Origin of the sequence: Methanolobus sp. (assembly GCF_030682845.1) — an archaeon.
Lineage (GTDB): Archaea > Halobacteriota > Methanosarcinia > Methanosarcinales > Methanosarcinaceae > Methanolobus.
In genome coordinates, this window is record NZ_JAUXNK010000046.1 from 69,141 (window position 1) to 93,897 (window position 24,757).

Genomic DNA, 24,757 nt, shown 5'->3' on the forward strand with positions numbered 1-24,757 from the left:
TAATCATGATGCAGACTGAAGAGAAACGCCGCATATATGGTGTTGACTTCAGTGGCTCAAAAACTGCCTGCAGGAAGATATGGGTGAGCGAAGGCGTTATCGATGACGACGGTATTCTCGGTATATCTGCATGTTATCCTATATCGGATATAGTTGCGGGAACGAGCCGGGACCGTAGTTCCTGCCTGCTCGCCCTGAGGTCTCTGATCACCGGCAGCAAGAATGGGATATTTGGCATGGATTTCCCATTCAGCCTGCCCCATCGGCTTCTTTCTTCTTCGGACTGGAGTTCATTTATTTCTGATTTTCCCGGCAAATATCCTTCTGAAGGGCACTTCCGCGAAGAAATGAGATCCCTTTCTCCTGACCGGGAACTGAAGCGCCTTACGGATATCGAGGTAAGGGCACCTTTCTGCGTATACAACCTCCGGCTTTACAGGCAGACGTATTTTGGCATACGTGATGTGCTTGGGCCACTGGTTGCAGAGGGTTTGGCATGTGTGCTACCTATGCAGGAGCCTGTCAGTAACAAACCCTGGCTTATAGAAGTGTGCCCTGCCTCAACATTGAAAAAAGAAGGGCTGTATATTCCCTATAAGGGCAGGTCTTCAAGAGAGTCAGAAGCAAGGAAGTACATCCTCGAGGAGATGGTGGACAGGGGCATCTCCATTTCCTCGCATATTAAAGATACTGCCCTTGCAAACACAGACGGCGATGCGCTGGACAGTGTGATCGCGGCTTTTGCAAGCTCAAAGGCTCTCCGGGGAATGGATACCTTGCGGGACTCTCTCCCGCAGATATACCTTGCCGAAGGGTACACTTTCTTCTGAGCGCATCAAAAGTCCCATGGACTGGAATCTCAATTTTTGCTCACACCAACTATATCATATATATCCTCGGGGCTTTTCATCACCGTGATATTTTCCATTTGTGAAAGCTTCTCGGAATTGGAAACATCAGCCTCTCTCATTTTGAGTACCATTTGTCTTCCTTCGGGAGAGGTGGTTTTTACAGTCCCTCTTTTCTGGTCAACTGCAAGTATGTATATCGGAGTTTCACCTTTTGCTGTCTGTGCAACAGTATTGGTAACAAGGGTATCTGCGATGCCACAGACTATTTTTGCAACGGTATTAGCGGTTGCAGGAGCAATGATAAGTGCATCATAGTGGCCCACCTGAAGGGGACCGGCGATAAATGGCGAGTTTGGACCCCCTTCTGTTTTGAAGTTGGGAAAATCCCTCTGTATATCGTCCCACATCCTGTACCATTTCATAACAACTTCCCCTTCTTTTGAAAGAAAGACCATTATTTCGATGTCAGTCCTATTCTTAATGTCCACCATTATGTCGTACGTTTCCTTAATCAGGTCTCCTGAGCCTGTTATTCCCCATGCTATCCTCTTCATTCAATGTCTCCTCGTATCTTATTGCAATAATTATCCTGGCCTTTCCGGGATGTTCAGTATCCTACCAGTGATTCCTTCTTGATCCTCACATCCGGTACGCCCATGGAGCGCAGCATCTCAGTCATGGACTCCGTCATGGATGGAGGCCCGCAAATGTAGAACTCCCTTGTAGCATAGTCATGGACCTCCTTTCGGATCAGGTTCTCATTGATCCTCTCCCTGCATCCAGTCCAGTTTTCAGAGGCTCTGGTCAGGGTCTGGAACACGGTAAGGCGAGGGTTCTGCCGGATCATTTCTGATAACTCTTTCCAGAATACCATGTCCTCCTCGGTCCTGTCGCTGCAGATCAGCACTACATCCGTATCCAGCTTCAGATCAGTACAGTACCTGCAGATGCTTCTCATGGGTGCTATGCCTATTCCGCCGCTGAGCAAGACTATCTTTTCATACTCTCCTTCGTAACTCATCTTTCCGAAGGGGCCACTGATATTGAACGGATATCCGGTTTCCATGGAATCCAGTGCGTTTGAGAATTCGTGGCCGGTAAGTTTCTTTGTGAACTCCAGGTGGTCCTTCTCTGTCGGGCTGCTGGATAAGCTGAAAGGCTTGCTGACGCTCTTCCCATTGAATTCCAATGTCACTACAATGTACTGCCCGGCTTTGTAGTCAAAATCATCAGGTCTTTTGAACCTGAAGCTCTTTGCATTTGCGCTGCGCGGGATAATTTCACTTATATTTGCCTGGAATTTCAAGATACTTACTCCTGTTGTATCTTTTTAATAAGCTGAGCTGTCTCAATCAGCTTCTTCATTGTCCTGCGAAGGCTCCTGAGACCATCAGGGTCTTCAGACACTCCTTCTGCTCCCTTGTCCTTTGACCAGAAAGTTCCGCCAAGGTTGGAACCGAAGGAACCTCCACCCACAGGTATCATTTCGCTGATAACATAAAAATCATGTATGGACCGGATCGCAGGTTCCTGGCCGCCTATCCTGTCACCGCCCACTGCAGCTGCAGCACCAACCTTGTTCAGGAATACCTTTGGGTCGCGTGCAACCACAGCCCTGCACCTGTCCATTATAGTCTTTGTCTGGGCGCTGAGCGTACCCTGGTAGACAGGAGTGCCGATTATCCAGGCATCGGCCCAGATCATTCTATCATACAGCTCCACAAGATCGTCTTTGTGGATGCAGCCCTGCTTAGTACGCACACAGTAGTCACAGTGGATGCAGAATTTCATTTCCTTTCCGCTTGCAGAGAAATACTCTGTCTCTGCGCCAAACTTCTCCTGTGCATATCGTAAGGCCTCATTCACAATAAAATCAGTGGCTTTCTTCCTGGGGCTGCCAGATATACCCAGTAGCCGGATAGCTGAACCTTCAGACAATGGCACTCCAACCTCCTTGTTTATTCAATGGTTATTGATTCCATGGGGCAGGCATCCACACAGATACCGCATTCCACACAATCTTCAGGTCGTGCAATAACGGACTTCATGTCCCCGTTATTGTCTTTCTGAATCTCTATTACATCTGTCGGGCATGCCTGAGCACATGCTCCGATGCCTTCACACTTGTTTTTATCTACTTTTGCCGGCACTACTATATCCTCCTTTTCATTGTTTTTTATATGAGCCTATAATTGTCAGGGTTATTGTCAACGCTGCCAGGACCATCAATGCCATGGAAGCCGTAAATCCGGGGGCCTGCGCCTGGGTATCAACAGGTTTTTCCGGGTCATGGATCTTGCCGGATGCCTTCACCATGGCTATCACCGGTACTTCATGGATCCCTTCTCCGAACAGGTGGTCTATGAGTTCCTGGGGTGCTGACATATAATTGAGAGTAGCGTCAACAGTCAACGGATAAGATGTGTTGTCATGCAGAGTGAACGTATGTTGCTCGCTCACAGTTTCCCGGGGAGCTATCCTGTTATCGGCAATTACCTTTTCAGCAAGCCAGAAACTCAGTGTTGCGTTCCCTTCACTGTCGCCAAGCACAGTGTTGTACATCACGGAAGGGCCTGTGCTTAGGGAGGTGTCTGCCTTTGTTGTGCGATAGATCATCTGCCCTTGATTATCGGTAACCTCCACTTCAAGCCACATCTGACGGATCTCAGAAACTCCCGTTGGCAGCATGTGGCCTGCGCCGGAGTTGGTAATTGCAATCTCGATAGTTACCTCTTCTCCCTTTATTGCTGTCCGGGGTACATCGAGCCTGAGAGTCGCTGCCTTCTGAAGTCTCTCTATTGCAAGCTTTCTTTCCTTTTCAGCTCCCAGCATCCCTGTTACGAAAGCATTGCCTCCGACTGTGCTATGTAATGAGACATGTTCTCTCTTTGGGGAGTTAGAGGCCGACCTGCCGGGATTTGCTTTGAACTCCGTAACTCCGGGGCTCATATGGCAATGCTGGCATGTCACGTCGTTCTGACCGTAGTAGCTTTCATTCCAGGTGCTGTAGGTATCGTCAATTACAAGTCCGTTCACCGGGTGGGTGACCTGATGGCACATGCCGCAGAACTCTGAACGGGTATGAAGTTCCAGATACTCCGATGCATGGGAGGCTGACTTCGAGTCGTCGAAAGGCCCCCATTTTGTGTTACCCGGAGTGACTATGAAAGACGCGTCACCTATGCCGCTGCTGCCGGAGACCGTATGGCAGAAATCACACTGCACTCCCATATGTGCTATCTCGCTGAGATGGGACCCATCTGCCGGAGGTATCTCTCCTGAAAGGACTCCTATCGGGATGTGGCAGCGGGAACAGAACTCATCGACCAGACCGTCTGTGTCAGTACTTGCGGCATGGAACTCTTTCTGGTAGAATGGGTCCGTATATGCATTGGAATGCATCGTTCCATCCCACTGGGAATGAACAATGGCATGACATTGCTGGCATTTGCCTGCCCGTGTGAAATCGGAAGAAGAATACTCTCCTGAGGCCATGGGATCTGTCGCATAGGCGCAGCCTGTTAGGAGCAGAATTGTTGCAGCGGCAATAAAAACAATGATGTATCTAAAGATGAACACCCCATTTTTTACAAGAGCACCTGATCTATAGTTAAGTTATTATGAATCACCCATGAACAATAATCAAAATTGAAGAGGATCCTTACGATCCCCTCGAAGCTTTCATCTTAGCATCTTAAGCGCATGCCTGCAGGCTGCAACAGCCGGTGCACCTGAGGTTATGAAGATCACATCCATGACTTCCATGATCTCTTCCTTGGTTGCCCCATTGTTGAGCGCGCTTTTCATCTGGGAAGCCACACAGGCCTCACACTGTTTTGAAGCGACCACTGCAAGTGCCATCAGGATCTTTGTTTTGGCAGGTAGTGCACCATCCTGAAGCAATTTGCTGTTGCACATGTTATACTTGTGCAGGAATTCCGGCTCAAGCTGGTCAAGTGTTTCCAGTATCTGAGGTGTGAATCCAAGCTTATCTGACATATCCCCGAGTAACCCCTTGTGCCTTTTTCCTTCACCGCACATGTTACTGTCTTTGTTTGGATCTTTATTTCCACACATATTTCTATCTCCGCACATATCTCTATCTCCTTTATATTAGTAATGAACGTTCAGTCAAAACCCTCTTCTATTGTATGTCCCAGGCAGTAGCTGCACATGAGCCTTGGCAGTCCTTTGGGAAGCCTTTCAACATGAGGTGGTTTTCCAATTGATACCGGCAATTCAAGTTCCTTTGCATGGTCAACACACAGGCCCTTACCGCATACTATGCAAACACAGGCAGCTTCACTATCATTTCCTGTGTCCATGCAATCATAACATTTCATCATGATATCACCTAATAGTTCTCCTTCAGGGCTTCATGGCAGGGTATGCATAGTATCTTTTTAATATGCTGCACATCCTCGTATTTACACTCAACTCCCATACCGCATTTTAGTTTTATGCTGTATTCTCCCTCCCATACAGGAGTGTCTTCCCTTACCAGGTGTTGTTTACATACTCCTCGCCCGCATACTATGCATATGGCCAGGGTGTCACTTTTTTTTCCATTTTTTGAACACTCATAACATTTCATGCTGATCACTTCGTAATTATTCAAATCACTCCTACATATGACTGTTGTCAAAAACAGGCCCATTTAAAGCCTGATGCTATTGATGTATCTCTCCGTGACGGCTTCCCGAACCTCCACCTCCATATTTATCTTAGTTGCCAATTAATCTGAAACTTCCTCAATATATCTGTATCGGTGATGATGCTTGGCATCTTTGACAGGTGCCGGTATACTGGTTTTTATACATTCCTTTCTATATTTTCCAGACTTGCACTTTTAGAAAATCAATGTGTTGTTGCTCCGTAGTTTATCAATATTCCATGTGGCGTCCTTCTTTGATGTCGAATCAAACCAACAAAGTTTTAAATATGTATAGCCACCTGAATAACAACACTTTTACAGGAGGATTCAAATGACATTTGGAATAGAGTTTGTACCGAGCGACCCGGTTCTTAAGATCGCTCATTATGCAAAGCTTGCTGAAACACAGGGATTTGACAATGTATGGATCACTGACCACTACAACAACCGTGATGTGTACTCCACCTTAGCAGTTCTTGCAATGAACACTAACAGCATCAAGCTGGGTACCGGTGTGACAAATCCGTACACCAGGAACGCTGCTGTAACAGCATCAAGCATAGCTTCGATCAACGAGATATCAGGTGGCCGTGCAATTCTTGGTCTTGGTCCTGGAGACAAGGCAACTTTTGATGCCATGGGAATCTCATGGGACAAGCCACTGACAATGACAAAGGAGAGCATCTCCGCTATCCGCGCTTTCTTCACAGGGAAGAAGGTAAACCAGGATGGCGAAATGGTCAAGATCAGCGGTGCAAAGATGGCATTCAAGGCAGGCAGCATCCCTATATATATGGGTGCACAGGGTCCTAAAATGCTCGAGCTTGCCGGAGAGGTTGCTGATGGTGTACTGATCAACGCATCCCACCCAAAAGACTTTGAAGTAGCTGTGCAACAGATTGCATCAGGTGCAAAGAAAGCAGGACGCGACCCCAAGGAAGTAGATGTTGCAGCATATGCATGCTTCTCAATCGATGAGAAACCTGAGAAGGCAGTCAACGCAGCAAAGGTCGTTGTCGCATTCATAGTTGCAGGCTCACCTGACATGGTGCTTGAGCGCCACGGCATTGATGTAGCAGCAAAGGCAGACATCGGTGCTGCAATTGCAAAGGGCGATTTCGGCTCACTCATGGGCGGAATGGTAACTACCGAAATGATCGATGCGTTCTCTATCTGCGGAACCCCGGCTGACTGTAAGGCAAGGATCAATGACCTGCTTGACATCGGTGTGACACAGATAGTTGCCGGCTCCCCAATCGGACCTGACAAAGAGAAGGCTATCAAGCTCATCGGTAAAGAAATAATCGGACAAAAATAAACACGTCGGAGGCAATTAATGGCCCATCCCAAGATATTAGAGGTCATTGAACACGACGTCTGCACAGCTTGCGGGGCATGCGCATCGGTCTGCCCCGCCGGTGCTATCGTCGTGGATAAAAGGGCAGAGATTCGTGACCCTGATAATTTAGAACTGTACGTCAAAGGTGCAGCGCCTAATGTATGTGAGGGATGTCTTACATGCGCAAGGATCTGTCCTGTCATTGACGGATTTATGGAAGATGAATTTGCAAACGTAAGGTCATTCTTCGGAGCAAAGAGCAATATAAAAGGCCAGGACGGCGGTGTAACTTCCACTCTTGCAAAGGCTTTGCTTGAGAATGGCGAGGTTGACTGTATCGTTGGTATCGCCAGCGATGACGGGTGGAATACCGAACTGATCCTGATGACAAAGCCCGAAGATGTTGACAGGACAACAGGTACCAAATATACTTATGATTCTGTACTGTCAGCTCTGAAAGAGCCATTCGAGAAATACGACCGGATAGCTGTGATCGGAGTCCCCTGCCAGGTACATGCAGCCCGCTTGATATCGGAAAATGTAAATGACAAGATAGTTGTTATTATTGGCCTGCTGTGCATGGAAAGTTTCTATCATGATGTCATGAAGGAAAAGATCCTTCCGGAGATCATGGGACTTAAGGCGGAAGATGTCGTCAAGATGGACTTCGGCAAAGGTCAGTTCTGGAACTATACAAAGGACGGCGAGGCACACAGTGTGAAGATCGCACAGGTTGCTCCGCATGCAAGGAACCCATGCCACCACTGCTGTGACTATACATCATACTTTGCTGATATCTCAGTAGGTTCTGTTGGTACTCCTGACGGATGGAACAGTGTGCTCATACGCACTGATGTCGGTGAGAAGTACTTCGATATGATCAGGGACAGGGTTGAGATCATGGAAGACCCCAAGCCCGGACTGGATCTTATCAAGAAACTTACCACGATGAAACACGACAACAATAAGAAACACTACCTGGAAGTATGTGAAGAGTTCACATTCGATGAATGTGGCATTCACTGATGGTTGCCAAATGCACATGAGAAGGGCGTTCTATATAGGACGCTTCCAACCATTTCATCTTGGGCATTATTCCGTTATTACCAGTATAGCCCGGGATGTGGACGAACTGGTTATCGGCATTGGTAGTGCACAGAAGAGCCACGAGCCCAAGAACCCTTTTACTGCCGGTGAGCGCGTGATGATGATCCGGCATGCTCTTAAGGACACTGATATCACTCATTATGCGATCCCGATAGAGGACCTGCAGAGAAATGCCGTGTGGGTCTCGCATATAATTTCCATGACACCACCCTTTGACCTTGTCTATTCCAACAATCCTCTTGTCATCAGGCTCTTTGAGGAAGCAGGAATCGAAGTGCTCCAGCCGCCCATGTATCACAGGGACGGTTATTCCGGAAGGGAGATACGCAGGAGGATCATCGCTGATGAGGAGTGGAAGCATCTGGTTCCCCAGGCTGTAGTCGAGATTATCGAAGATCTAGATGGCGTTGAGAGACTAAAGCAGGTTTCAAAGACGGATATCGATTGATATTCATCCGGGAAAACTTATTGGACCACTCATGAACGTATCCACCTGATTGAAGCAAGTGGTCAGTGTTCTTCAAGGTCCTTTACTTTCTTAATGATCTCATTGAACACAGGGCTACAGCACTTGCCAGTAGGGTTCTTTATTTTACACTGGCTCTTTGCACCCGGATCATAATATTTCCTTATGGCATTCATATCCGTAATTTTATGTTCCCTTACAGCCAGGATGACATTTTCTTGCGTTATCTTGCTGCAGTAACATGCATATCTGGGATCGGCATCTTCCTTGAACCATAAAGGTACAGTAATGTCCGTTTTCCAAAAGATAATGCGTGTCTTGTCATTGTAGTAGGCTATGTTGCACTTTTCATTCATGCACAGGTAGTAATCTTCCTGGCCTGCTTTCTCTTCCATTTCCCTTCTGAGTAGATGCCTCACTGTGGTATTCTCAACCCACCTTCCTTTTGTCTTGCAGCCCAAGTTTGACAGTTTTCACTCCTTGATGAAGAGAATGCCTTCTCTTTTCGCCCAATTTTTTCGTTTTTTTGTCAGGAAAACCTATTTGACAGTTTAAACAATTTCATGCAAAATTCTACGATTTTGCCCTTTTTTGCCTTAAAATCAGTGTATTTATGGCATCAAAGTTGGCATAAATGTACTTTTTCGACCTTTCTTTCAGGAAATCGACGGTAACTGTCAAATTCAATAAGCTTTTTTTTATGAATTTTGTGGACTTATGTTTGAGTTCATTGAACTCATATCGCATCAGCGATATGAACAACTGTGCAATGAACCCAATGATAATAGCTCCATAGATACTGGCATCTGACCATACTCGTAACGGTTTTATCTCGATCTCATTCTTGAGGGAATTAATTATTTTCTCTATTGAGTCTTTTTTCCTGATGTTTGAAGAGCCTGTTTTAGTGTCAAATTCTTACTCGATTTCAGACAGAAAAATCCTTCTCTGCCTGTTATCAAATGTTCCTCAAGAAGTTTGATAGCTTCTTCTTCATCAAGATCCGTCAGTTTTGTCTGTAAGGAATAAACGACATCAACAAGGACATTATTGATCCTGAACTTTTTAGGCAGCTTCTTATTCTTGTCAATAGATTGCTGTATCTCTTTTGCTTCCTCTATCTGCCTCATGATCTTCCTGGCTCTTGATTCAAGTTGCTCCTTCTGGAGCTTTTCAGAGAAGTAGAAGTAGTTGAAACTACTTGGTTTAACGATTTTCAGGCCATAGATACCATCTTCTGAATCAACAATCTCAAGAGAATAGTTCCCGAAGTTTGCAATTATCTTGTCATCACTCTTATTGAGCTTTCTTGCAGTCAGATACTGCAGGTCATCTGCCATTATCATGGCAGTGTTCTCTATGCTATGAGCTCCTTTATCGAAAACAACAAGTGATCCCTGCTTCAACCTCTTGTTTACCTGTTGATACGTTTTCCTGAAGTGTTTCTGGTCATGCAGATTTCCGGGTTCTACTGTGATGGCAATAGGCACGTTGATGGGATCTGCAAGTTCTGCTATGCCTAATGTTATCTGTTTCTTGTCAGGCCTGTGATCACGACTATAACCATATTTACCCAATGGAGATTTATCGCCATGCAGAACGATGCTGGTCCAGTCCACATTGATGTTGGTATGTTCGAAATCATACCTGTCAAACAGTCTGTCCTGAATATCGGAAATAATCGTTTCACGATTATTTCCCAGGGTTTCAAGAACCCTGTAAAGTGTCCTTTCACTGAAATCTTCGAGATCGAAGATATCAAGTACCTCATCACGGTTTATCCAGTCATGAGCTTTACTTATGCTGAAATTATCTGTAAGCTTGTAGCTTACAAGAGCCTTCAGCAAGTTGTTGATATCAATACCATTCTTTTTGTGTTTACCGAAAACAGTAGGAAAGTCAAGGATACCATAAAGTTGGTTTACTGCCACAATAGTTCCGACAGGAAAGCATATATTCTCGTTAGGAATAATCTCGTATGTTCTTAGTTTTTGTTGCATTTTTGGTCGAATACATCAAGGCTAAGAACACTATTATTACTTTTGACTGTCAAAGTTGGGTTTAATGTTTGACAGTGTATATGGTTCCAGACATCTCTTGAATGGGAAATGGACGTAATTCATCCACCCGTTAAAACGGGTGGTCTTCTTACTCCAAGATTATAAAAAAGGAAAAAAGAATATCAAACCATTATCGAGACATGGCGTTTGACTCTTACAGAGGGTTATAAAAAGTTAAAAATCACAAGTCGGTGCTCACACATAATTATCCTTGTGTTTCTCATAAAGAACATGTATAATACCATCAGCAAGCCCCAGCTGAGGAACATGTATCTTTTCCACATTTCCCCACTTCATGACAGAGAGATATATTTTAGAAGCCGGGACTATGATATCGGCCCTGTCAGGCTTGAGCCCCAGTTTGATTATACGCTGTTCAAGAGAATGGGCTCGCAGGAGGTCATATACATTTTTCAGGTCGCCATATGAAAGAGGAGTTCCTTCCTTAGCATTTGCAAGAGAGAAGACCTTGCCGATGTTGCCTCCGCTGCCCACAGAAGAAAGCGGGCGGTATTCCTTTGTAACGGACCTGACCCATTTCTTCATGTCATTCCATTCATCTTTCGAAACCAAACCTTCGATCATGCGGATAGCACCTATATTGAATGACCTGTATGCAAGTACCCTGCTCCTGTCATAGAGGATAAGTTCGGTGCTGCCGCCGCCAACATCAATATGAAGATATGTGGAAGAAGTATCGTTGGCAATTATCTTCTCAATGTGGTTGGAATATATTATCCGGGCTTCCTTCCTCCCACTTATGACACTTATCTCTATCCCGCTCTCATCCTTGATTCTGCTTACGATATCATCACTGTTCTGAGCTTCCCTCATTGCCGAGGTTGCGCATGCCATGACATCTATCGGCTCATAGGCATCCATAAGATACCTGAAAGCTATCATGGTCTTTACAAGCTGACCAACCTTTTCATCTGAAATACGCCCGTGAACAAAAGCATCATCACCAAGGCGTATAGGCATACGTATCAGGGAAACAGTCTCAAATACAGGATTAACACCTGTGATATCTACTTTTGAAAGGAGCAAGCGAACAGCGTTCGAACCTATATCAATTGCAGCAAATCTCATCTGTTCACTCCTGCATCCCCGAGTTTGTCTTTAAGGAACCCATATATATCCAACTGTGAACGGTAGACACTACCTTCATTTCCTTTCCTGTAAGTGTTATCCTGCTTCTCATTGATAACCCTGGCCTTCGTGTTGTCCCTGAACTGCAGTTCCATGTAATGCCTGAGTTCCTGCTGCAGGTCGTGATCATATATAGGCACTGCCACTTCAATACGTCTGTCAAGGTTCCTGACCATCCAGTCGGCAGAAGAGATATAATATTTTTCGTCTCCGGCATTAGAGAAGATGAGTATCCGGGAGTGCTCAAGGTATTTGTCCACTATGCTTATTACCTCAATGTTCTCGCTCAATCCCTTAACACCTGGCACAAGAGAGCATATACCTCTGATGATAAGTCTTATTTTCACACCATCCCTGCTGGAATCATAGAGTTTCCGGATCATCTGGCTGTCAACGAGACTGTTCATCTTAGCATATATGTAGGCAGGTTTTCCCGCAATGGCATTCTTTCGCTCGTTATCTATCATCCGTAGTAGCTTCCGGCGCATATGCATCGGGGAGACCAGAAGGTGATTGTATATGAAGCTCTTGTAATTATACCTGAAAAAATCAAATAGATGCTCAACCTCATTGGTCAGGTTCTTATTCACAGTCATCAGGGTATGGTCACAATACACCTTTGCAGTATCTTCATTGAAATTACCGGTGCCAATGCATGAATAGTGCACAATATCATCACCTTCCTGCCTGGTGATATGACAAAGCTTGGAATGCACTTTCAGGTTTGGCACACCGTCTATTATCCTTGCGCCGGCTTCCTCGAGTTTCCGTGTCCAGTACATGTTGAGCTCTTCATCAAACCGCGCCTGGAGTTCGATAACAACAGTGACTTCTTTTCCATTCTTAACAGCATTTATAAGCGCATTGACAACATTGGATGTTTTTGCAACCCTGTAAAGAGTTGTCTTAATGCTTATCACGTTGGGATCTATTGCTGCCTCACGAAGTAAATCGATATAGTAACCAAAAGACTGGTATGGATAATGCAGGAGAATGTCTTTCTCTTTGATTGCGCTGAACATGCTTTTGTGTCTCATGAGGTCCTTGTGGGCAAGAGGGATATCTTTCCGGTACATCAGCGTGTCAGGACCAACAGCAGGAAAATTCATAAAATCTCTTGCATTGTGGTACCTGCCACCTGACACGAGATTGTCAAAACCGCTTATATGAAGCCTGGTGAGGATAAAATCGAGCAGGTCCTCAGGTATTTCCCTATCATAGACAAAACGTACAGGTTCCCCTTTTTCCCTTGCTTTGAGGCTTTCAGAAACTTTTTCAAAGAAGCTCTTGGTGACATCGTCATCAAAATCAAGTTCTGCGTCCCTTGTTAGCTTTATTGTATAGGCTTTTATTGATTCGTAATCAAACGTGGAGAAGATATCTGCAAGACCAAAACGAATGACATCATCAAGCATCATGACACATGTTCCACTCTCCGAATCCGGAAGGACGGTAAAACGTGAGAGGACATCGGCCGGAACTTCTATAAGGGCATAATTAAAGTGCTGAGGCTCAGAGTAACGGTACATGGCAATTGCAAGGTATATAGCCTGGTTCCTCAGGTATGGAAATTCGGGGAGTTCCTTTATCATTATAGGAACAAGACGGGGCCTTACCTTGTCGTTGAAATATGTTTTAAGGAATGCCTGCTGTTCTATATTCAACTCTGTCCCGTCAACAATATACACGCTATAACTCTCAAGTTCCTTGCGGATTTGCTGGAACACCGTATCGAAATTGTCCCGGAGCCGGATTACGACATTGTGTACATCCTTCATGACCTTTTTCGGAGAACCGCCTACCATTGCTTTGGACTTTACACCTGCATCCAGCATTCTTTTCAGGGTGCCAACCCTTACACTGAAGAACTCGTCCTGATTGGACGAGAAAATACCCAAAAACTTAAGCCTCTCAAGAAGTGGTACTGCAGGGTCCATTGCCTCCTGAAGTACACGCTCATTGAAGGAAAGCCAGCTTATTTCACGGTTAACATAGTCCTTCGTCCTAGCCATGGTAATCATTTTTAACTTGGATATGAAGATATTATAAATTATAAAGAGACACCGTTATATAACACTTTACATATAATAATAAATAGAAGTATAGAGAAGTCAGCAAGATACTGTTGCATCATTATACATATATAAAATATATAGACGATACCTTTTCTTTCCTCACGCAGGAAGAGATGATCTCAGTTAGAGTAAATCCCTGCTATCGCCTGAGATAATCTAATGCTGAATCCATTGTCGCACACTTTTGACCAGGCCGCTGGAAACTCTCCCACGAGATTTTCAAGTTCCTTATTCCGATACTCGATGTAGGCTTCTATTCCAGATTCCCTTTGCCTGGCCACTGCAACCTGCGCATGATCATCACTTGTTATACCCCACTTCCCTAGCTCTCAAAGTTATCAAGAAGTTCGAGGGCGACTACGGCATCATGCATGTCTCCCAGATTATCCTGCAGGTTTTTGAGGTCATGTATAAGTTGTTTTGAGTCCTGTCCAAGTACTTCCCGGAAGAACTCAAGCGTGTAGCGCAGTATCTTAACATCGATGCGGCGCTGATGATACTGATCAAATGTCGGTGCTGATCCTGCGGACACGATAGTATCGTATGAACGCACCTTTGCCAACTGTGAGTATAACAATACAGGCAGCACATCTTTCACAAGACAGGGTCCGGGGTCACCCTTCTTTGTAACTGTCCCCATATTCCAGGAACCATTATCAAGAAGTATCCTGGCTAAACTGGATATGAACTTGGCATATCTGGCACTGTCCATATATATCAGCATCATTCCCCTGCGCTTTGCCTTTTCTATGTGCAGGGAATCGGTGAGGTTGCCAAGATCGATATTACTTCCGGCAGGCTGGGTTCCAAGATAATGGTCTATTTTCTCAAGGAATACGTCCATATCGCGCACCTGCCCGAGTGTTCTTCTTGCAGACCACAGGTTTTTGAGATGTTTGTCGAGCTTTTTCATGTCCATGTACTCCTCAAGCACCTGGAAGACGGAACGCATGCGCATTGCTGCAACCCGCATATCATGAAGCTCTTCGATGTCTTTTCCAACCTGGGTACCTCTCTCATGTTCAAGCATCCTGCCAAAATGGAACTTTAATATTTTACATGAAGCTTCACGCATTGTGTCACTTGGCTTGATATTTGTCTTTTTCATGGAGATGATGCTATGGGAAGGACTGACTGCTACGACAGAAGACTCTTCTTCAACTAAAGGGATATGCGCTATAGTTCCAGAGTTCATCGTTTTTTCATCACGAGTGCCTGCGTCCTCAACTGTGCCATCAGCAATCTCTTAAGCATCATCAGATACTGCACCTGTATTTTCATTTGTATTTTCAGTTGGATTGTCCTGTGGAACTGAAATAACAGACATGTTGATACCAGCATCTTCATTGTGCAAAGATGGCCTGGAATAATCAGGCAGCATGCTGGCTACCATTATAACCGCAAACGCTGCCATAACGGAACTGTCCATGACACCTGTTTTCTCAGGCCCTGTAATTGTTTCACTGGAAGATGTCACATCAGAACCGGTACATTCAGGCGCAAGATGGAAGAGAGAAAAACAGTTAACGAATAAGTTGATAATTATCAGGAATATACCCAGAGAATAAGAGATAAAAGCGTATGCAACTGTTGGATATAACCATTTTTCAGGATAGGATGTGACAACGATAAGAATACCCAGAAGTGAAAAGAACATACCGGCAATAAAAGACGTGCTACGACCACAACTCCTGTTCATACTGGCAATATTCAGACTTGCAAATATCAGCAAAAGGCCAACACCCACAAGAGTACAGGAAATAAGTATAACCTGAGGGTCGGAGAACCTTGTCACTTTCCCGACCATGGCATACAGGATACCGGTCATGGAAAAAACAAGGCCGAACAACATAAAGAAGGCGGCAAGCGTGGAACTTTTTCTGCGAAGTGCTGTATATGGCATGTTTAACTCACATTGGGGTGGTAATTAGAAAGAATAGCATAAATTAAACTCACTTTTTGATATTTTCCAGTTCCTTCAGGGTTCCCTTAATGACCTTTCTTTGCATTCTCAGCTGAAGGACCTGATTCCCGATAATCTGCCTTTGGTCTTTCTTATTTTTAGACTTAGCAAGAGACTTCTTGAGCAATTTGATATTGGCTTTGATCTCAACATCCATTTTGTCCTTATCTCCCAATATTGCCTTAACGGGACAGATCCGAACACATTTCCCACAATTGATACATTTTAAGTCATCAATAAGGGCTTTTCCCTTTACCATAGAAATCGCATCTGTCGGACATTTCTTAACGCATTTTTTACAGGCAACACACTTTTTCTTCTTGATCCATGGCACAAAACACACCCCCATAATAACTAAATAACGATATATACAAACACATAGAAATGTCTTTCTAAGAGAGGTGGAGTGAGGGACGATGACGACAACCTTTAAGAGATAGTACACATAAAACGTATTTAATATTTAGAATTATATATTGATTTTATTTGAATTAACATTTCGGGTTAAAGCATGCTTGAAAAGATGGACCTGTCAAAGAGTATTCAAAAAAAGGAATATGAAGATATGGTAGAAGAGTTTAAGCTCCGCATGGGAGAACTCCAGAGAAAAGCATGGAAAATGGGCATCCCGATTATTGTCGTCTTTGAAGGCTGGCACGCTTCAGGAATGACAGAAATAATCAACAGATTTCTCATGCCTCTAAATCCGATGGGATTCGAACTTTACACCACAGGTAAACCATGCCCTCAGGAAGAACAGAAACCTCTTATCTGGCGGTTCTGGACAATGCTCTCAGAAAAATTCCCCACTTCAAAGGAAGCAATAGACTTTATGCCTCCAAGCCTGTGAAATACCTCTTCATCCTCTATCAGGAACTTGGCTTCTATCTCCATAATGATCTAAAGGAATTAGGTTTTATTGGAGATTAAATCTTTGCCCCTCAAAAAGATTCAAATGCATATCTTGCGGTACAACTGTGCGTTTGCAACAACCGGCTCAAAATGACTTTCAAGAACCTCAGGCATCTTCTGGGTCTGTTCCGTGGCAAAATATCCTTCGTCCAGTGAATCATGGAACATCCTTATAACATCGACACGCTCCTGTTCATTGAAATGAAGGAGTACGTTCTTACACATGATAAGGTTCAAGCCTTTCCTTATAGGTTTCATGCTCAGCAGATCATGTTTTGTAAATGAGACACTCCTGCGTATCTCTTCTGAAATAGTATAATGACCTGGCTCATCCGCCGGAGAAAAATATTTTTCAAATATTGGCCCGGGTATCCTCTGTACCTGTTCTAACGGATACGTTCCTTTTTGGATGATATCACCGAATAGGTTACTGCTGTCGATATCTGTTGCGTGGATCTTTACGTTCCTGAAGATCATTCCCATATTCTCCCGCAGTACAATAGCCAGTGAATATGGTTCGGGGCCCATTGCACAGCCTGCATCCCATATGTGTATGTACCTGCGTGTTCTCAGACCCGGGATAACGTAGTCCCGGATCATCTCAAGGGTCTGCATATCTCTGAAAAAATAAGTGAAAGCCATGATATTGGAGAAAGAGGTCTTGCCATTCAGACAAGGTTTGTTATCTCACTCACTTCTTCAACTGTCAGGACTCTGCCAAGATCAAGAAGTATGAGCAGCCTTTTATCAATCTTTCCAACTCCTTTAAGGTAGTTCCTGCTGACTTTGGACATGACAAGTTCAGGAGCAGGTTCCACGCTGGATATAGGTATCCGCAGCACCTCGTTCACAGAGTCTACGATCATGCCTACAACAGAATTGCCTATCTCCACTACTATTATCCTGGAGTTTTCATCGGCTACCCTGGACTGCAGGTTAAAGCGCTTACTGAGATTCACAACTACAATTATCCTGCCTCTGAGGTTTATCACACCTTCCACAAAATCAGGAGACTGGGGGATCTGAGTCATCTCAGGCATCCTTATTATCTCCTGCACGTTCATGATCTCTACACCAAACTCCTCGCCTCCCAGCTCAAAGACCACTAGCTGGAGCAGATCTGCCGCGTTCCTTTTTCCTTCAAATGAATTGTCAGCCATATTATTGGTCTCCTAAAAATTATAGAAGGGCATGGCCCTTGCGTTTACTACCTTTTGATAAGGACTCTGGCTTGCCTTTAAAGGAATCTTTTTGCTTCCCCGGAGCATTGCCTGCTGTTTCATCGAGGAGGAACTTATCAACAACGTCTTTCATTTCCCCGGCGACCAGTGCCAGGCTCTCTGCTGATTTTGAGAGTTCCTGCATTGTAGCTGTTTGCTCCTGTACAGCTGCGGAGGCTTCCTCGGTTCCGGCTGCCGATTCTTCAGAAACAGCAGATACTTCCTCAACAGATGATGTAACCTCTTCTATTGAAGCTGATTGTTCCTCTGCGGCTGCTGCAATATCCTGCACCATGTGGGCTATTGTGTCCCCGGCCTTCATGACTTTCTCTATTACAGATGCAGCCTTATTGAGAGCTTCAGCGCCTGTGGAAACCTCTACAGCACCCTGCTGCATGGTTTTCACGGCATTGGATGTGCCTGCCTGTATCTCGTGTATAAGACCAGCTATCTGTTTGGCTGCGTTACCGGAATCCTCGGCCAGTTTGCGAACCTCGTCTGCAACAACAGCGAACCCGCGGCCATGCTCTCCTGCCCTTGCAGCCTCTATTGCTGCATTGAGAGCAAGCAGGTTGGTCTGATCGGCAATGCTTGTAATAAGACTTACTATCTCGCCTATCTGTTTGGATTTGCCGTCAAGTTGCATTATAGCTGAGGAGGAATCTGAAGATGCACCTTTGATGCCTTCCATCTTTTTCAGCAGGTCCTTTGTAATAATACCCAGATCGTGAAGGAGTTCATTGGATTCCTTGGCAGTTTCTGCAGCCTTCTGGGAGTTGGTCGCGACTTCCTGTACAGTCACGGTCATATCAATCATTGCACGGGAAACTTCCTCGGTCTTAGATGCCTGATTCTGTGCTCCTTTTGAAATCTCTGAGACCGTATCTGCTATCTGGTAGGATGAAGAGGTCAGCTCCTGTACAGATGCAGACATCTCTTCTGCAGTGGCAGCCACATTCCTGGATGTGGTGTGGACCATAGAAACAACATTGTTCAGAGATATCCTGGTGTTCTCTATGCCATCAGTTAGCATTTTGAACTCTCCGACACCTTCCACCTGTACAGGACGACTCAGATCGTTGTTGGATATGGCATCGAGCACCTCACTGGAATCTTCGATGATTGCCTGCAGGTTCTCTCCAAAGTTATCAAGAGCATTTGCAAATATCTTGAAATCACCCTGCGTTTCAAAGCTTACCCTTGCATCCAGATTACCTTGTGAATATTCATTCACTATCCTGATAGCTTCGTTGAGAGGTGTCACAAGTGCATCAATAGCACCATTGACTGTATTGATGGCTTCCTGGAAAGCACCTTCATAAGCAGAGCCATCAGCCCTGTAATCAAGGTTTCCGGCTTCACTGGCATGGCCCAGTTTCATGAACTCATTGACAATGCCCTCAATATTACCCATCATGGAGATATAGCAAGGGATCAGTTCATCGTTCTCAGAACGCCTGCCCACTTTTTTAAGGCCCTGGAGATCACTGAGATCACCCACAGCAATCTTCTTGTTGACCGACATTACGGTGCGTATCCTGTCGCGGACAGAGTTTGTAGCGGTACCCATATCTGCAAAGATACCCTGATAGTGTCCCTCTACCCTGTGGGTGTGGTCATTCTCTGCCATAAGCTGCAACACTTCATTGCTCTCCTGAAGTCCCGCAAGACCATCGATACAATGATTGATGTTGTTCTTGATCACATTGAAATCACCCTTGTAGTTGTCAGTGATCTTTTCCGGAACCTCTCCCCTGGATATACTTTCAACATACTCGGCTGTCAGGTTCAATGGGTTGATAACTGCATCAAATGCTTTGTTGACTGTAACAATGGCTTCCTTGAAAAGGCCATCAAACCCGGAAGCATCTGTCCTGTGTGCCAGATTGCCCTCTTCGGCAGCTTTGCCCAGCACAATGAACTCATCTGCCATGCCTTTGACTTTTTCCATCACTGATATTGTGTTTGGAAGGAGCTTGTCGTTCTCAGAACGTTTGCCTACTTTTCTGTACTTCTCAAGATCATCGAAGTTTCCTACAGCCATGTACTCGAATGTGCGCTGGATGTTAAGCAACCTGTTGCGAACTTCGTTAACAGCGTATGCATTATCCTTGAAGATGCCAGGGTATTCACCGGTCACACCATCTTCAAAGTCATTTACCGCAAGCTTTAGGAGAATGGAGGTGCTCTCATTGAGCGGCTTTGATATCGCATCAAGATTGCTGTTCATGCTCTCAATGATCTTCCTGAAATCACCGCCATGCTGAGAAGCGTCCACGCGTACATCGACTTTACCGGCGGCAGTTGCTTCTGCCAGTTTTGCGGAATCTACCATCAGGGCATTTATTGCATCTACACAGGTATTGAGATTGTTTCTCAGGTCATTGAAAGAGCCCTTGAATTCCTTTGTGCTCTTTGGAGGAATGTCCCCCCTGGAGAGCCTCTCGACGAACTTTGATGCAGCCATGAACGGTTTTACCATCGAGTCCATCAGGCTGTTTACATCGTCTGCAAGTCCTTTCGCATCAGCATCAAACTTACCTGCATCCACGCGGGCATCAAGCTGTCCTTCCTGTACACACTTCTTCAATCTGTCAACTTCAACTATGACAGATGCCTGGGAGTCTGCAGTTCTTTTCCATTGCATGGCATTGTCAAGGAAAGCATTGAATGCTTCAGCAACTTCTTTGTTCTTCCCGGCCATTCCTGTGTCTACCCGTGTACTGAGGTGACCATTATTAATGCTTTCAAGCACACGTTCGATCTCTTTGTTCAGCTTATTGTTCATTCCTAACATTTAGAACCCTCATCAACTGCGTATATTGGAAAGTCTAACAGAGATTAAGCATAGTAAACTACTATAAGTAATATAATATTAATATAATGGATAAAATTACTAATATAAAAATATATGACATTATCTATTTTGTAATATTATATATAAGAGTATTCTAGGGATTAGATCTTTGTCTAGAACTGTAACGCATAAAATAGCAGCTGAAATGTCCTTGCACTGACATCAATAATAAGGTGGACGTATAGTAAAAAAAAAGGGAAATGAATCCTCACTTGAATTCAGACAAACAGACCTATCGATGCCATAGCCATTATTCAAATGAAGGTTCCTACAAGTCCTAAAATAGTTATTCTATACTTCTTTAAGCTGATGAACCAAGATATCAAACTGTTTTTCCATATCTGGCATAATAGTGATTATTTTATTGTACTCACCTTGCATGGCAGCTTGCTCCATCTCAAATGCCAAAGAACTAAGAACCATACCGCCAAGATTAGCAGAGGTGCCTTTGATCTTATGGGAACACCACAGGATATTTTTCATCTCTCTTTTATCTACATTTTCTCTAAGTTCCCTGATCTGTTCCGGCACTTGTTTCAGGAATATTGCGATCAAACTTCTGGCAAGTTCTTCATCATCCATTATCCTTTCAAAGAGAGCCTCTCTGTCAAATATCAATGGCTTTGCAAAGGTTTCCGTATCACTTGGAGATGAACTGTCCTCTGTTTTTCCTTTCCGGACCACTTCAAGCCATTTATCCAGCAATTCCATTAGGGACTTCAATGAAACTGGTTTTGAAATGTAATCGTCCATGCCAGCTTCTATAAATCTTTCCCTGTCCCCCTTCATGGCATGTGCTGTCATTGCGATTATCGGGATATTCCGATTCAGGACTGCTGATTCGGGCTGCCGAATGAGCCTTGTGGCCTCCAGACCATCCATTTCAGGCATCTGCACATCCATTAGCACAAGGTCGTATGGCAATGTTTGAAGGGTTTTTAATGCTTCTGCACCATTGGCTACAGTATCTACACGGAGGCCCATTTTTTTCAGCATGCTCTGGGCTACTTTCTGATTGACGATGTTGTCCTCGGCCAGCAGTATCCTTACATTTTTGATTTTCTGCATGGAAGTAGCATGCTCGGTAACAGAAGAATGTGATTTCTGTTTCTCATTGTCCGGGGTCAGAATAGTTGATAGCTTCTCGAATAGTTCCGATTGCCTTACAGGCTTGGTAAGATATGCTTCAAAGTGGTTCTTTTCGAGCTGTCCGGAGGCGGACCACTGTCCCATAGATGAAAGCATTATAAGGCAAGTACTTTCAAATTTTTCATCCGACTTGATGATCCTTGCAAGGGTCAGTCCATCCATCCCGGGCATATGCATGTCCAGGATTGCTACATGGAATGGTTCGCGATCTTCATGTGCTCTGTAAAGAGCTTGCAGTGCCATGGGACCGTCAACAGCTTCCACTGGATTTGCACCCCATGAAGATATCTGAGCGACAAGTATCTCCCGGTTCGTAGCGTTATCGTCCACAACGAGTATGCGTGCGCTTTGAATATCTGCTGGCAGGAGTTTATTCCTTTCACGGTATGGTTGCTTTGCAAAGCGGACTGTGAACCAGAACTCTGAACCTTTGCCCTGTTCACTTTTCATTCCTATCTCTCCCCCCATCAGCTCCACAAGCTGTTTGGAGATAGCCAGGCCAAGCCCGGTACCACCATATTGACGCGTCGTGGAAGCATCTACCTGGTAGAACTGGTTAAAAAGAAGGGATATTTTATTCTTCGGGATACCAATTCCAGTGTCCCGGACAGAGAAACGCAACATAGCTTCTGTATCTGTCTCAGAAACCAGATTCACGCGTACAGATACCTCGCCATGATGCGTGAACTTAATTGCATTGCCAGTCAGATTGGTCAATACCTGCTGCAGACGTCCGGTATCACCTCTTATGTAAGCAGGTACATCCGGCTCGGCCGCACAGATGAATTCCAGCCCTTTGTCATGGGCTCGTATGGATAGCATGGCAGCAAAGCCGTCCAGCACACTATGCAGGTCAAAGTCCAGTATCTCCAGTTCGAGCTTACCCGCCTCTATCTTTGAGAAGTCCAGTACATCATTGATTATCTCAAGCAGTGCTTCTCCGCTTGTCTGTACCGTTTCAACATAATGTCTTTGCTCTTCATCGAGCCTTGTGTCAAGAAGCAGACCTGTCATGCCAATAACACCATTCATTGGCGTACGTATCTCGTGGGACATGTTGGCCAGGAACTCACTTTTTACCCTAGCACCATCCTCTGCTTTGGTCAAGGCAATGTCAAGTTCCTTGTTCTTCTTTTCTACTTCCTCTGCATATGTTCGCATTTTTTCATCTGCAAGCTTACGTTCGGTGATCTCACGCATGACTCCCACCGCGTGCCAGCCATCGGAGAGTTCAAGAGAAGAGAGTGACATTTCAACCGAGATTTCCCCGCCATTCTTATGAAGAGCTTCCAATTCAACGGTCTTACCCACAGCGCCGCCTAGTCCGGTTTTGAGAAACAGTGGTAACTTTTCTTTATGGGCTGCATGATAGCGTTGCGGTGCTAATAATAAATGCAGGTTTTGACCGATAGCTTCCCCGCTCATATATCCAAAAATACGTTCCGCCGCCGAATTCCAGAAGGAGATGTCTCCCGCTGGATCCATCATCAGGATTGCATCCTGCGTTGACTCGGTAATAGCTCGCATCCGAGCTTCTTCTGCCTGCAAAGCCTGCTCGGATTTCTTGCGCTCAGTTATATTAATGTGGGAAACAACTACTTTGCGCGGGAAGGAATTGGTGCCTTGAAAAGGACACACCTTGCCTACGAACCATCGCTCTTCTTCCGGAGAATGACATGGATATTCAAGCTCGAAATTCTCTGCCGATCCATTCATCACATCTTCAATGCCCCGGGCAAATTGCAATGCTAAGTCACTATCTGAACCCTTAGAGTCTTTTGCAGTTTGAATGTAATTTGTTCCTTCACTTACTTTTTCAAGGTCAGCAGAATTGGCAATGGCAAAATCTTTCCATGATTTATTTGTTTTTATTATAGTTCCGATCTCGTCCAGTACACAAATATTTGCATCTAAAGAATCCAGAGTGGACTGGTTCAATTGATTTAAGTCCCTAATAGTTTGTTCTGCATACCACTTGTCTGTGATATCACGACCTACGCCCACCAATCCCAGAATATCTCCTGTAGAGTTACACAAAGGAGCTTTTAGGGTGTCAAGCAATACCCCTCTGCCGCCGGGATAATCAACCCATTCTTCATTGTGTCTGGCCTTGCCTTCTTTCAGCATGATTGTATCATTCGCTCTGAAGAAGTCGGCAAGTTCCTTGCTGAACAAATCGTAATCCGTATTACCGATTATCTGGTCTCTGCCCCTACCTACAAAATTTGAGAACTCAGGATTGCAACCCAGGTATACTCCATCAATGTCTTTGAAGAATATCATATCTGGGATTGAGTCAAGAAGGCTTTTTAGCAGAGATTTTTCCTTTTCGAGGTCCTCTTCTGCCCGCTTGCGGTCGGTAATATCCCTGGCTGCAGCGTAGACCAGATCTCCTATAGGGACTGAACGCCATTCTATCCACCGATAGGAGCCATCCTTGCATTTATAGCGGTTCTCAAAGTTCAGGACATGTTCCTGAGCATCCAGCCTGGAAATTGTTTCCAGAGTAGCTTCCATGTCTTCAGGATGCACATAATCCAGGAACAGCTTTCCTTCCAGCTCAGTTATTGAATATCCAAGTACCTTCTCCCATTCCGGATTTAGTCGAATGAACTCACCACTGCTATTAGCTATGCAGAGAAGGTCCAGGCTGGATGTGAAATAGCGCTCCAGTTCCTCATTCTTTTCCTGTAGTGCCTTTTCGGCCCGCTTACGTTCAGTAATATCGCGTACAGCCGCCACACGGACTGAGCGTCCTGCGTACATCAGATTGTAAGCTTCAATTTCAATTGGCAATATAGTTCCATCTTTTCTCACTACGCGAACTTCATAGGGTTTAGCAACACCTTTAACCATCTGCTGCCGGACAAAATCAAGATCATCAGGATGAATTAACATTGGCAAAACATTGTTGCCTAAAAGTTCATCTCGCAGGTATCCGGTTATACTGCTGAG

Annotated in this window: 23 protein-coding genes and 1 pseudogene; 5 read left to right on the top strand and 19 right to left on the bottom strand. The window is 44.8% G+C overall.

Annotated elements, in window-relative coordinates; genetic code table 11:
- Window positions 1-5 precede the first annotated feature (5 nt).
- On the top strand, window positions 6-830 hold the full coding sequence (locus Q8J68_RS05160) for a hypothetical protein (RefSeq protein WP_305310466.1): 825 nt from the start codon (window positions 6-8) through the stop codon (window positions 828-830).
- 29 nt (window positions 831-859) lie between these two features.
- Here Q8J68_RS05160 and afpA read toward each other — a convergent pair whose 3' ends face one another.
- The 8 genes from afpA to Q8J68_RS05200 all read right to left on the bottom strand — a co-directional run bounded on the left by afpA (window position 860) and on the right by Q8J68_RS05200 (window position 5,445).
- Window positions 860-1,405, bottom strand: coding sequence for an archaeoflavoprotein AfpA (gene afpA / locus Q8J68_RS05165; RefSeq protein WP_305310467.1), 546 nt, complete (start codon window positions 1,403-1,405; stop codon window positions 860-862).
- Window positions 1,406-1,458: 53 nt separating this feature from the next.
- On the bottom strand, window positions 1,459-2,157 hold the full coding sequence (locus Q8J68_RS05170; protein WP_305310468.1) for a ferredoxin--NADP reductase: 699 nt from the start codon (window positions 2,155-2,157) through the stop codon (window positions 1,459-1,461).
- Between the two features lie 5 nt (window positions 2,158-2,162).
- Window positions 2,163-2,795 carry a flavodoxin family protein gene (locus tag Q8J68_RS05175; RefSeq protein ID WP_370867602.1) on the bottom strand — a complete coding sequence of 211 codons (633 nt, stop codon included), beginning with the start codon at window positions 2,793-2,795 and terminating at the stop codon, window positions 2,163-2,165.
- A 14-nt stretch (window positions 2,796-2,809) separates the two neighbouring features.
- Window positions 2,810-3,001: a ferredoxin family protein gene (locus Q8J68_RS05180; RefSeq protein ID WP_305310469.1), complete on the bottom strand. Its 192-nt coding sequence runs from the start codon at window positions 2,999-3,001 to the stop codon at window positions 2,810-2,812.
- Window positions 3,002-3,017: 16 nt separating this feature from the next.
- Window positions 3,018-4,430, bottom strand: a complete 1,413-nt coding sequence (locus tag Q8J68_RS05185) for a multiheme c-type cytochrome (protein ID WP_305310470.1) — start codon at window positions 4,428-4,430, stop codon at window positions 3,018-3,020.
- 102 nt (window positions 4,431-4,532) lie between these two features.
- Entirely contained in the window at window positions 4,533-4,892 is a 360-nt protein-coding gene (locus Q8J68_RS05190; protein WP_370867604.1) for a carboxymuconolactone decarboxylase family protein, read from the bottom strand.
- Window positions 4,893-4,978: 86 nt separating this feature from the next.
- Window positions 4,979-5,197, bottom strand: a complete 219-nt coding sequence (locus tag Q8J68_RS05195) for a DUF2180 family protein (RefSeq protein ID WP_305310472.1) — start codon at window positions 5,195-5,197, stop codon at window positions 4,979-4,981.
- A gap of 8 nt (window positions 5,198-5,205) precedes the next feature.
- Window positions 5,206-5,445 carry a DUF2180 family protein gene (locus Q8J68_RS05200; RefSeq protein ID WP_305310473.1) on the bottom strand — a complete coding sequence of 80 codons (240 nt, stop codon included), beginning with the start codon at window positions 5,443-5,445 and terminating at the stop codon, window positions 5,206-5,208.
- A gap of 391 nt (window positions 5,446-5,836) precedes the next feature.
- Here Q8J68_RS05200 and mer point away from each other — a divergent pair, with 391 nt between their 5' ends.
- The 3 genes from mer to Q8J68_RS05215 are packed head-to-tail and all read left to right on the top strand — an operon-like array spanning window position 5,837 to window position 8,399.
- Window positions 5,837-6,823, top strand: a complete 987-nt coding sequence (gene mer, locus Q8J68_RS05205; RefSeq protein WP_305310474.1) for a 5,10-methylenetetrahydromethanopterin reductase — start codon at window positions 5,837-5,839, stop codon at window positions 6,821-6,823.
- 18 nt (window positions 6,824-6,841) lie between these two features.
- Window positions 6,842-7,870: a F420H2 dehydrogenase subunit FpoF gene (gene fpoF / locus Q8J68_RS05210; protein WP_305310475.1), complete on the top strand. Its 1,029-nt coding sequence runs from the start codon at window positions 6,842-6,844 to the stop codon at window positions 7,868-7,870.
- A 10-nt stretch (window positions 7,871-7,880) separates the two neighbouring features.
- The gene (locus tag Q8J68_RS05215) at window positions 7,881-8,399 is read left to right on the top strand and encodes a nicotinamide-nucleotide adenylyltransferase (protein ID WP_305310476.1); all 519 of its coding nucleotides are present in this window, start codon (window positions 7,881-7,883) and stop codon (window positions 8,397-8,399) included.
- 62 nt (window positions 8,400-8,461) lie between these two features.
- On the opposite strand, the gene Q8J68_RS05220 is transcribed toward Q8J68_RS05215, so the two are convergent.
- The 7 genes and pseudogenes from Q8J68_RS05220 to Q8J68_RS05250 all read right to left on the bottom strand — a co-directional run bounded on the left by Q8J68_RS05220 (window position 8,462) and on the right by Q8J68_RS05250 (window position 15,998).
- Window positions 8,462-8,878: a (2Fe-2S)-binding protein gene (locus tag Q8J68_RS05220; protein ID WP_305310477.1), complete on the bottom strand. Its 417-nt coding sequence runs from the start codon at window positions 8,876-8,878 to the stop codon at window positions 8,462-8,464.
- 112 nt (window positions 8,879-8,990) lie between these two features.
- Window positions 8,991-10,417 (bottom strand): annotated as a pseudogene (locus tag Q8J68_RS05225) (transposase).
- Window positions 10,418-10,672: 255 nt separating this feature from the next.
- Window positions 10,673-11,566, bottom strand: coding sequence for an exopolyphosphatase (locus Q8J68_RS05230; RefSeq protein ID WP_305310478.1), 894 nt, complete (start codon window positions 11,564-11,566; stop codon window positions 10,673-10,675).
- Complete coding sequence (ppk1, locus tag Q8J68_RS05235) at window positions 11,563-13,638, bottom strand: polyphosphate kinase 1 (protein ID WP_305310479.1); 2,076 nt, start codon at window positions 13,636-13,638, stop codon at window positions 11,563-11,565. The genes Q8J68_RS05230 and ppk1 overlap by 4 nt, the downstream gene beginning before the upstream one ends.
- 385 nt (window positions 13,639-14,023) lie before the next feature.
- Window positions 14,024-14,896: a CHAD domain-containing protein gene (locus Q8J68_RS05240; RefSeq protein WP_305310480.1), complete on the bottom strand. Its 873-nt coding sequence runs from the start codon at window positions 14,894-14,896 to the stop codon at window positions 14,024-14,026.
- Window positions 14,897-14,947: 51 nt separating this feature from the next.
- Window positions 14,948-15,604: a hypothetical protein gene (locus Q8J68_RS05245; RefSeq protein WP_305310481.1), complete on the bottom strand. Its 657-nt coding sequence runs from the start codon at window positions 15,602-15,604 to the stop codon at window positions 14,948-14,950.
- Window positions 15,605-15,653: 49 nt separating this feature from the next.
- Window positions 15,654-15,998, bottom strand: coding sequence for a 4Fe-4S binding protein (locus tag Q8J68_RS05250; protein ID WP_305310482.1), 345 nt, complete (start codon window positions 15,996-15,998; stop codon window positions 15,654-15,656).
- A gap of 177 nt (window positions 15,999-16,175) precedes the next feature.
- Between Q8J68_RS05250 and Q8J68_RS05255 the strand changes: the two genes are divergently transcribed.
- A complete protein-coding gene (locus Q8J68_RS05255) occupies window positions 16,176-16,514 on the top strand; it encodes a hypothetical protein (protein WP_305310483.1) in 339 nt (112 codons plus the stop codon).
- Between the two features lie 101 nt (window positions 16,515-16,615).
- On the opposite strand, the gene Q8J68_RS05260 is transcribed toward Q8J68_RS05255, so the two are convergent.
- The 4 genes from Q8J68_RS05260 to Q8J68_RS05275 all read right to left on the bottom strand — a co-directional run.
- Window positions 16,616-17,218 carry a protein-glutamate O-methyltransferase CheR gene (locus Q8J68_RS05260; protein ID WP_305310484.1) on the bottom strand — a complete coding sequence of 201 codons (603 nt, stop codon included), beginning with the start codon at window positions 17,216-17,218 and terminating at the stop codon, window positions 16,616-16,618.
- A gap of 26 nt (window positions 17,219-17,244) precedes the next feature.
- Window positions 17,245-17,736, bottom strand: a complete 492-nt coding sequence (locus tag Q8J68_RS05265; protein WP_305310485.1) for a chemotaxis protein CheW — start codon at window positions 17,734-17,736, stop codon at window positions 17,245-17,247.
- A 19-nt stretch (window positions 17,737-17,755) separates the two neighbouring features.
- A complete protein-coding gene (locus Q8J68_RS05270; RefSeq protein ID WP_305310486.1) occupies window positions 17,756-20,593 on the bottom strand; it encodes a methyl-accepting chemotaxis protein in 2,838 nt (945 codons plus the stop codon).
- Window positions 20,594-20,944: 351 nt separating this feature from the next.
- Window positions 20,945-24,757, bottom strand: a 3,813-nt coding sequence (locus tag Q8J68_RS05275) for a PAS domain S-box protein (protein ID WP_305310487.1), incomplete at its 5' end; no start/stop codon positions are given.

Bases quoted from the DNA above. Each gene is read 5' to 3' on its own strand.
- Q8J68_RS05160 (WP_305310466.1), top strand. From the start codon at position 6: ATGATGCAGACTGAAGAGAAACGCCGCATATATGGTGTTGACTTCAGT.
- afpA (WP_305310467.1), bottom strand. From the start codon at position 1,405: ATGAAGAGGATAGCATGGGGAATAACAGGCTCAGGAGACCTGATTAAG.
- Q8J68_RS05190 (WP_370867604.1), bottom strand. From the start codon at position 4,892: ATGTGCGGTGAAGGAAAAAGGCACAAGGGGTTACTCGGGGATATGTCA.
- Q8J68_RS05195 (WP_305310472.1), bottom strand. From the start codon at position 5,197: ATGATGAAATGTTATGATTGCATGGACACAGGAAATGATAGTGAAGCT.
- Q8J68_RS05200 (WP_305310473.1), bottom strand. From the start codon at position 5,445: ATGAAATGTTATGAGTGTTCAAAAAATGGAAAAAAAAGTGACACCCTG.
- mer (WP_305310474.1), top strand. From the start codon at position 5,837: ATGACATTTGGAATAGAGTTTGTACCGAGCGACCCGGTTCTTAAGATC.
- fpoF (WP_305310475.1), top strand. From the start codon at position 6,842: ATGGCCCATCCCAAGATATTAGAGGTCATTGAACACGACGTCTGCACA.
- Q8J68_RS05215 (WP_305310476.1), top strand. From the start codon at position 7,881: ATGCACATGAGAAGGGCGTTCTATATAGGACGCTTCCAACCATTTCAT.
- Q8J68_RS05230 (WP_305310478.1), bottom strand. From the start codon at position 11,566: ATGAGATTTGCTGCAATTGATATAGGTTCGAACGCTGTTCGCTTGCTC.
- ppk1 (WP_305310479.1), bottom strand. From the start codon at position 13,638: ATGGCTAGGACGAAGGACTATGTTAACCGTGAAATAAGCTGGCTTTCC.
- Q8J68_RS05240 (WP_305310480.1), bottom strand. From the start codon at position 14,896: ATGAACTCTGGAACTATAGCGCATATCCCTTTAGTTGAAGAAGAGTCT.
- Q8J68_RS05245 (WP_305310481.1), bottom strand. From the start codon at position 15,604: ATGCCATATACAGCACTTCGCAGAAAAAGTTCCACGCTTGCCGCCTTC.
- Q8J68_RS05255 (WP_305310483.1), top strand. From the start codon at position 16,176: ATGCTTGAAAAGATGGACCTGTCAAAGAGTATTCAAAAAAAGGAATAT.
- Q8J68_RS05260 (WP_305310484.1), bottom strand. From the start codon at position 17,218: ATGGCTTTCACTTATTTTTTCAGAGATATGCAGACCCTTGAGATGATC.
- Q8J68_RS05265 (WP_305310485.1), bottom strand. From the start codon at position 17,736: ATGGCTGACAATTCATTTGAAGGAAAAAGGAACGCGGCAGATCTGCTC.
- Q8J68_RS05270 (WP_305310486.1), bottom strand. From the start codon at position 20,593: ATGTTAGGAATGAACAATAAGCTGAACAAAGAGATCGAACGTGTGCTT.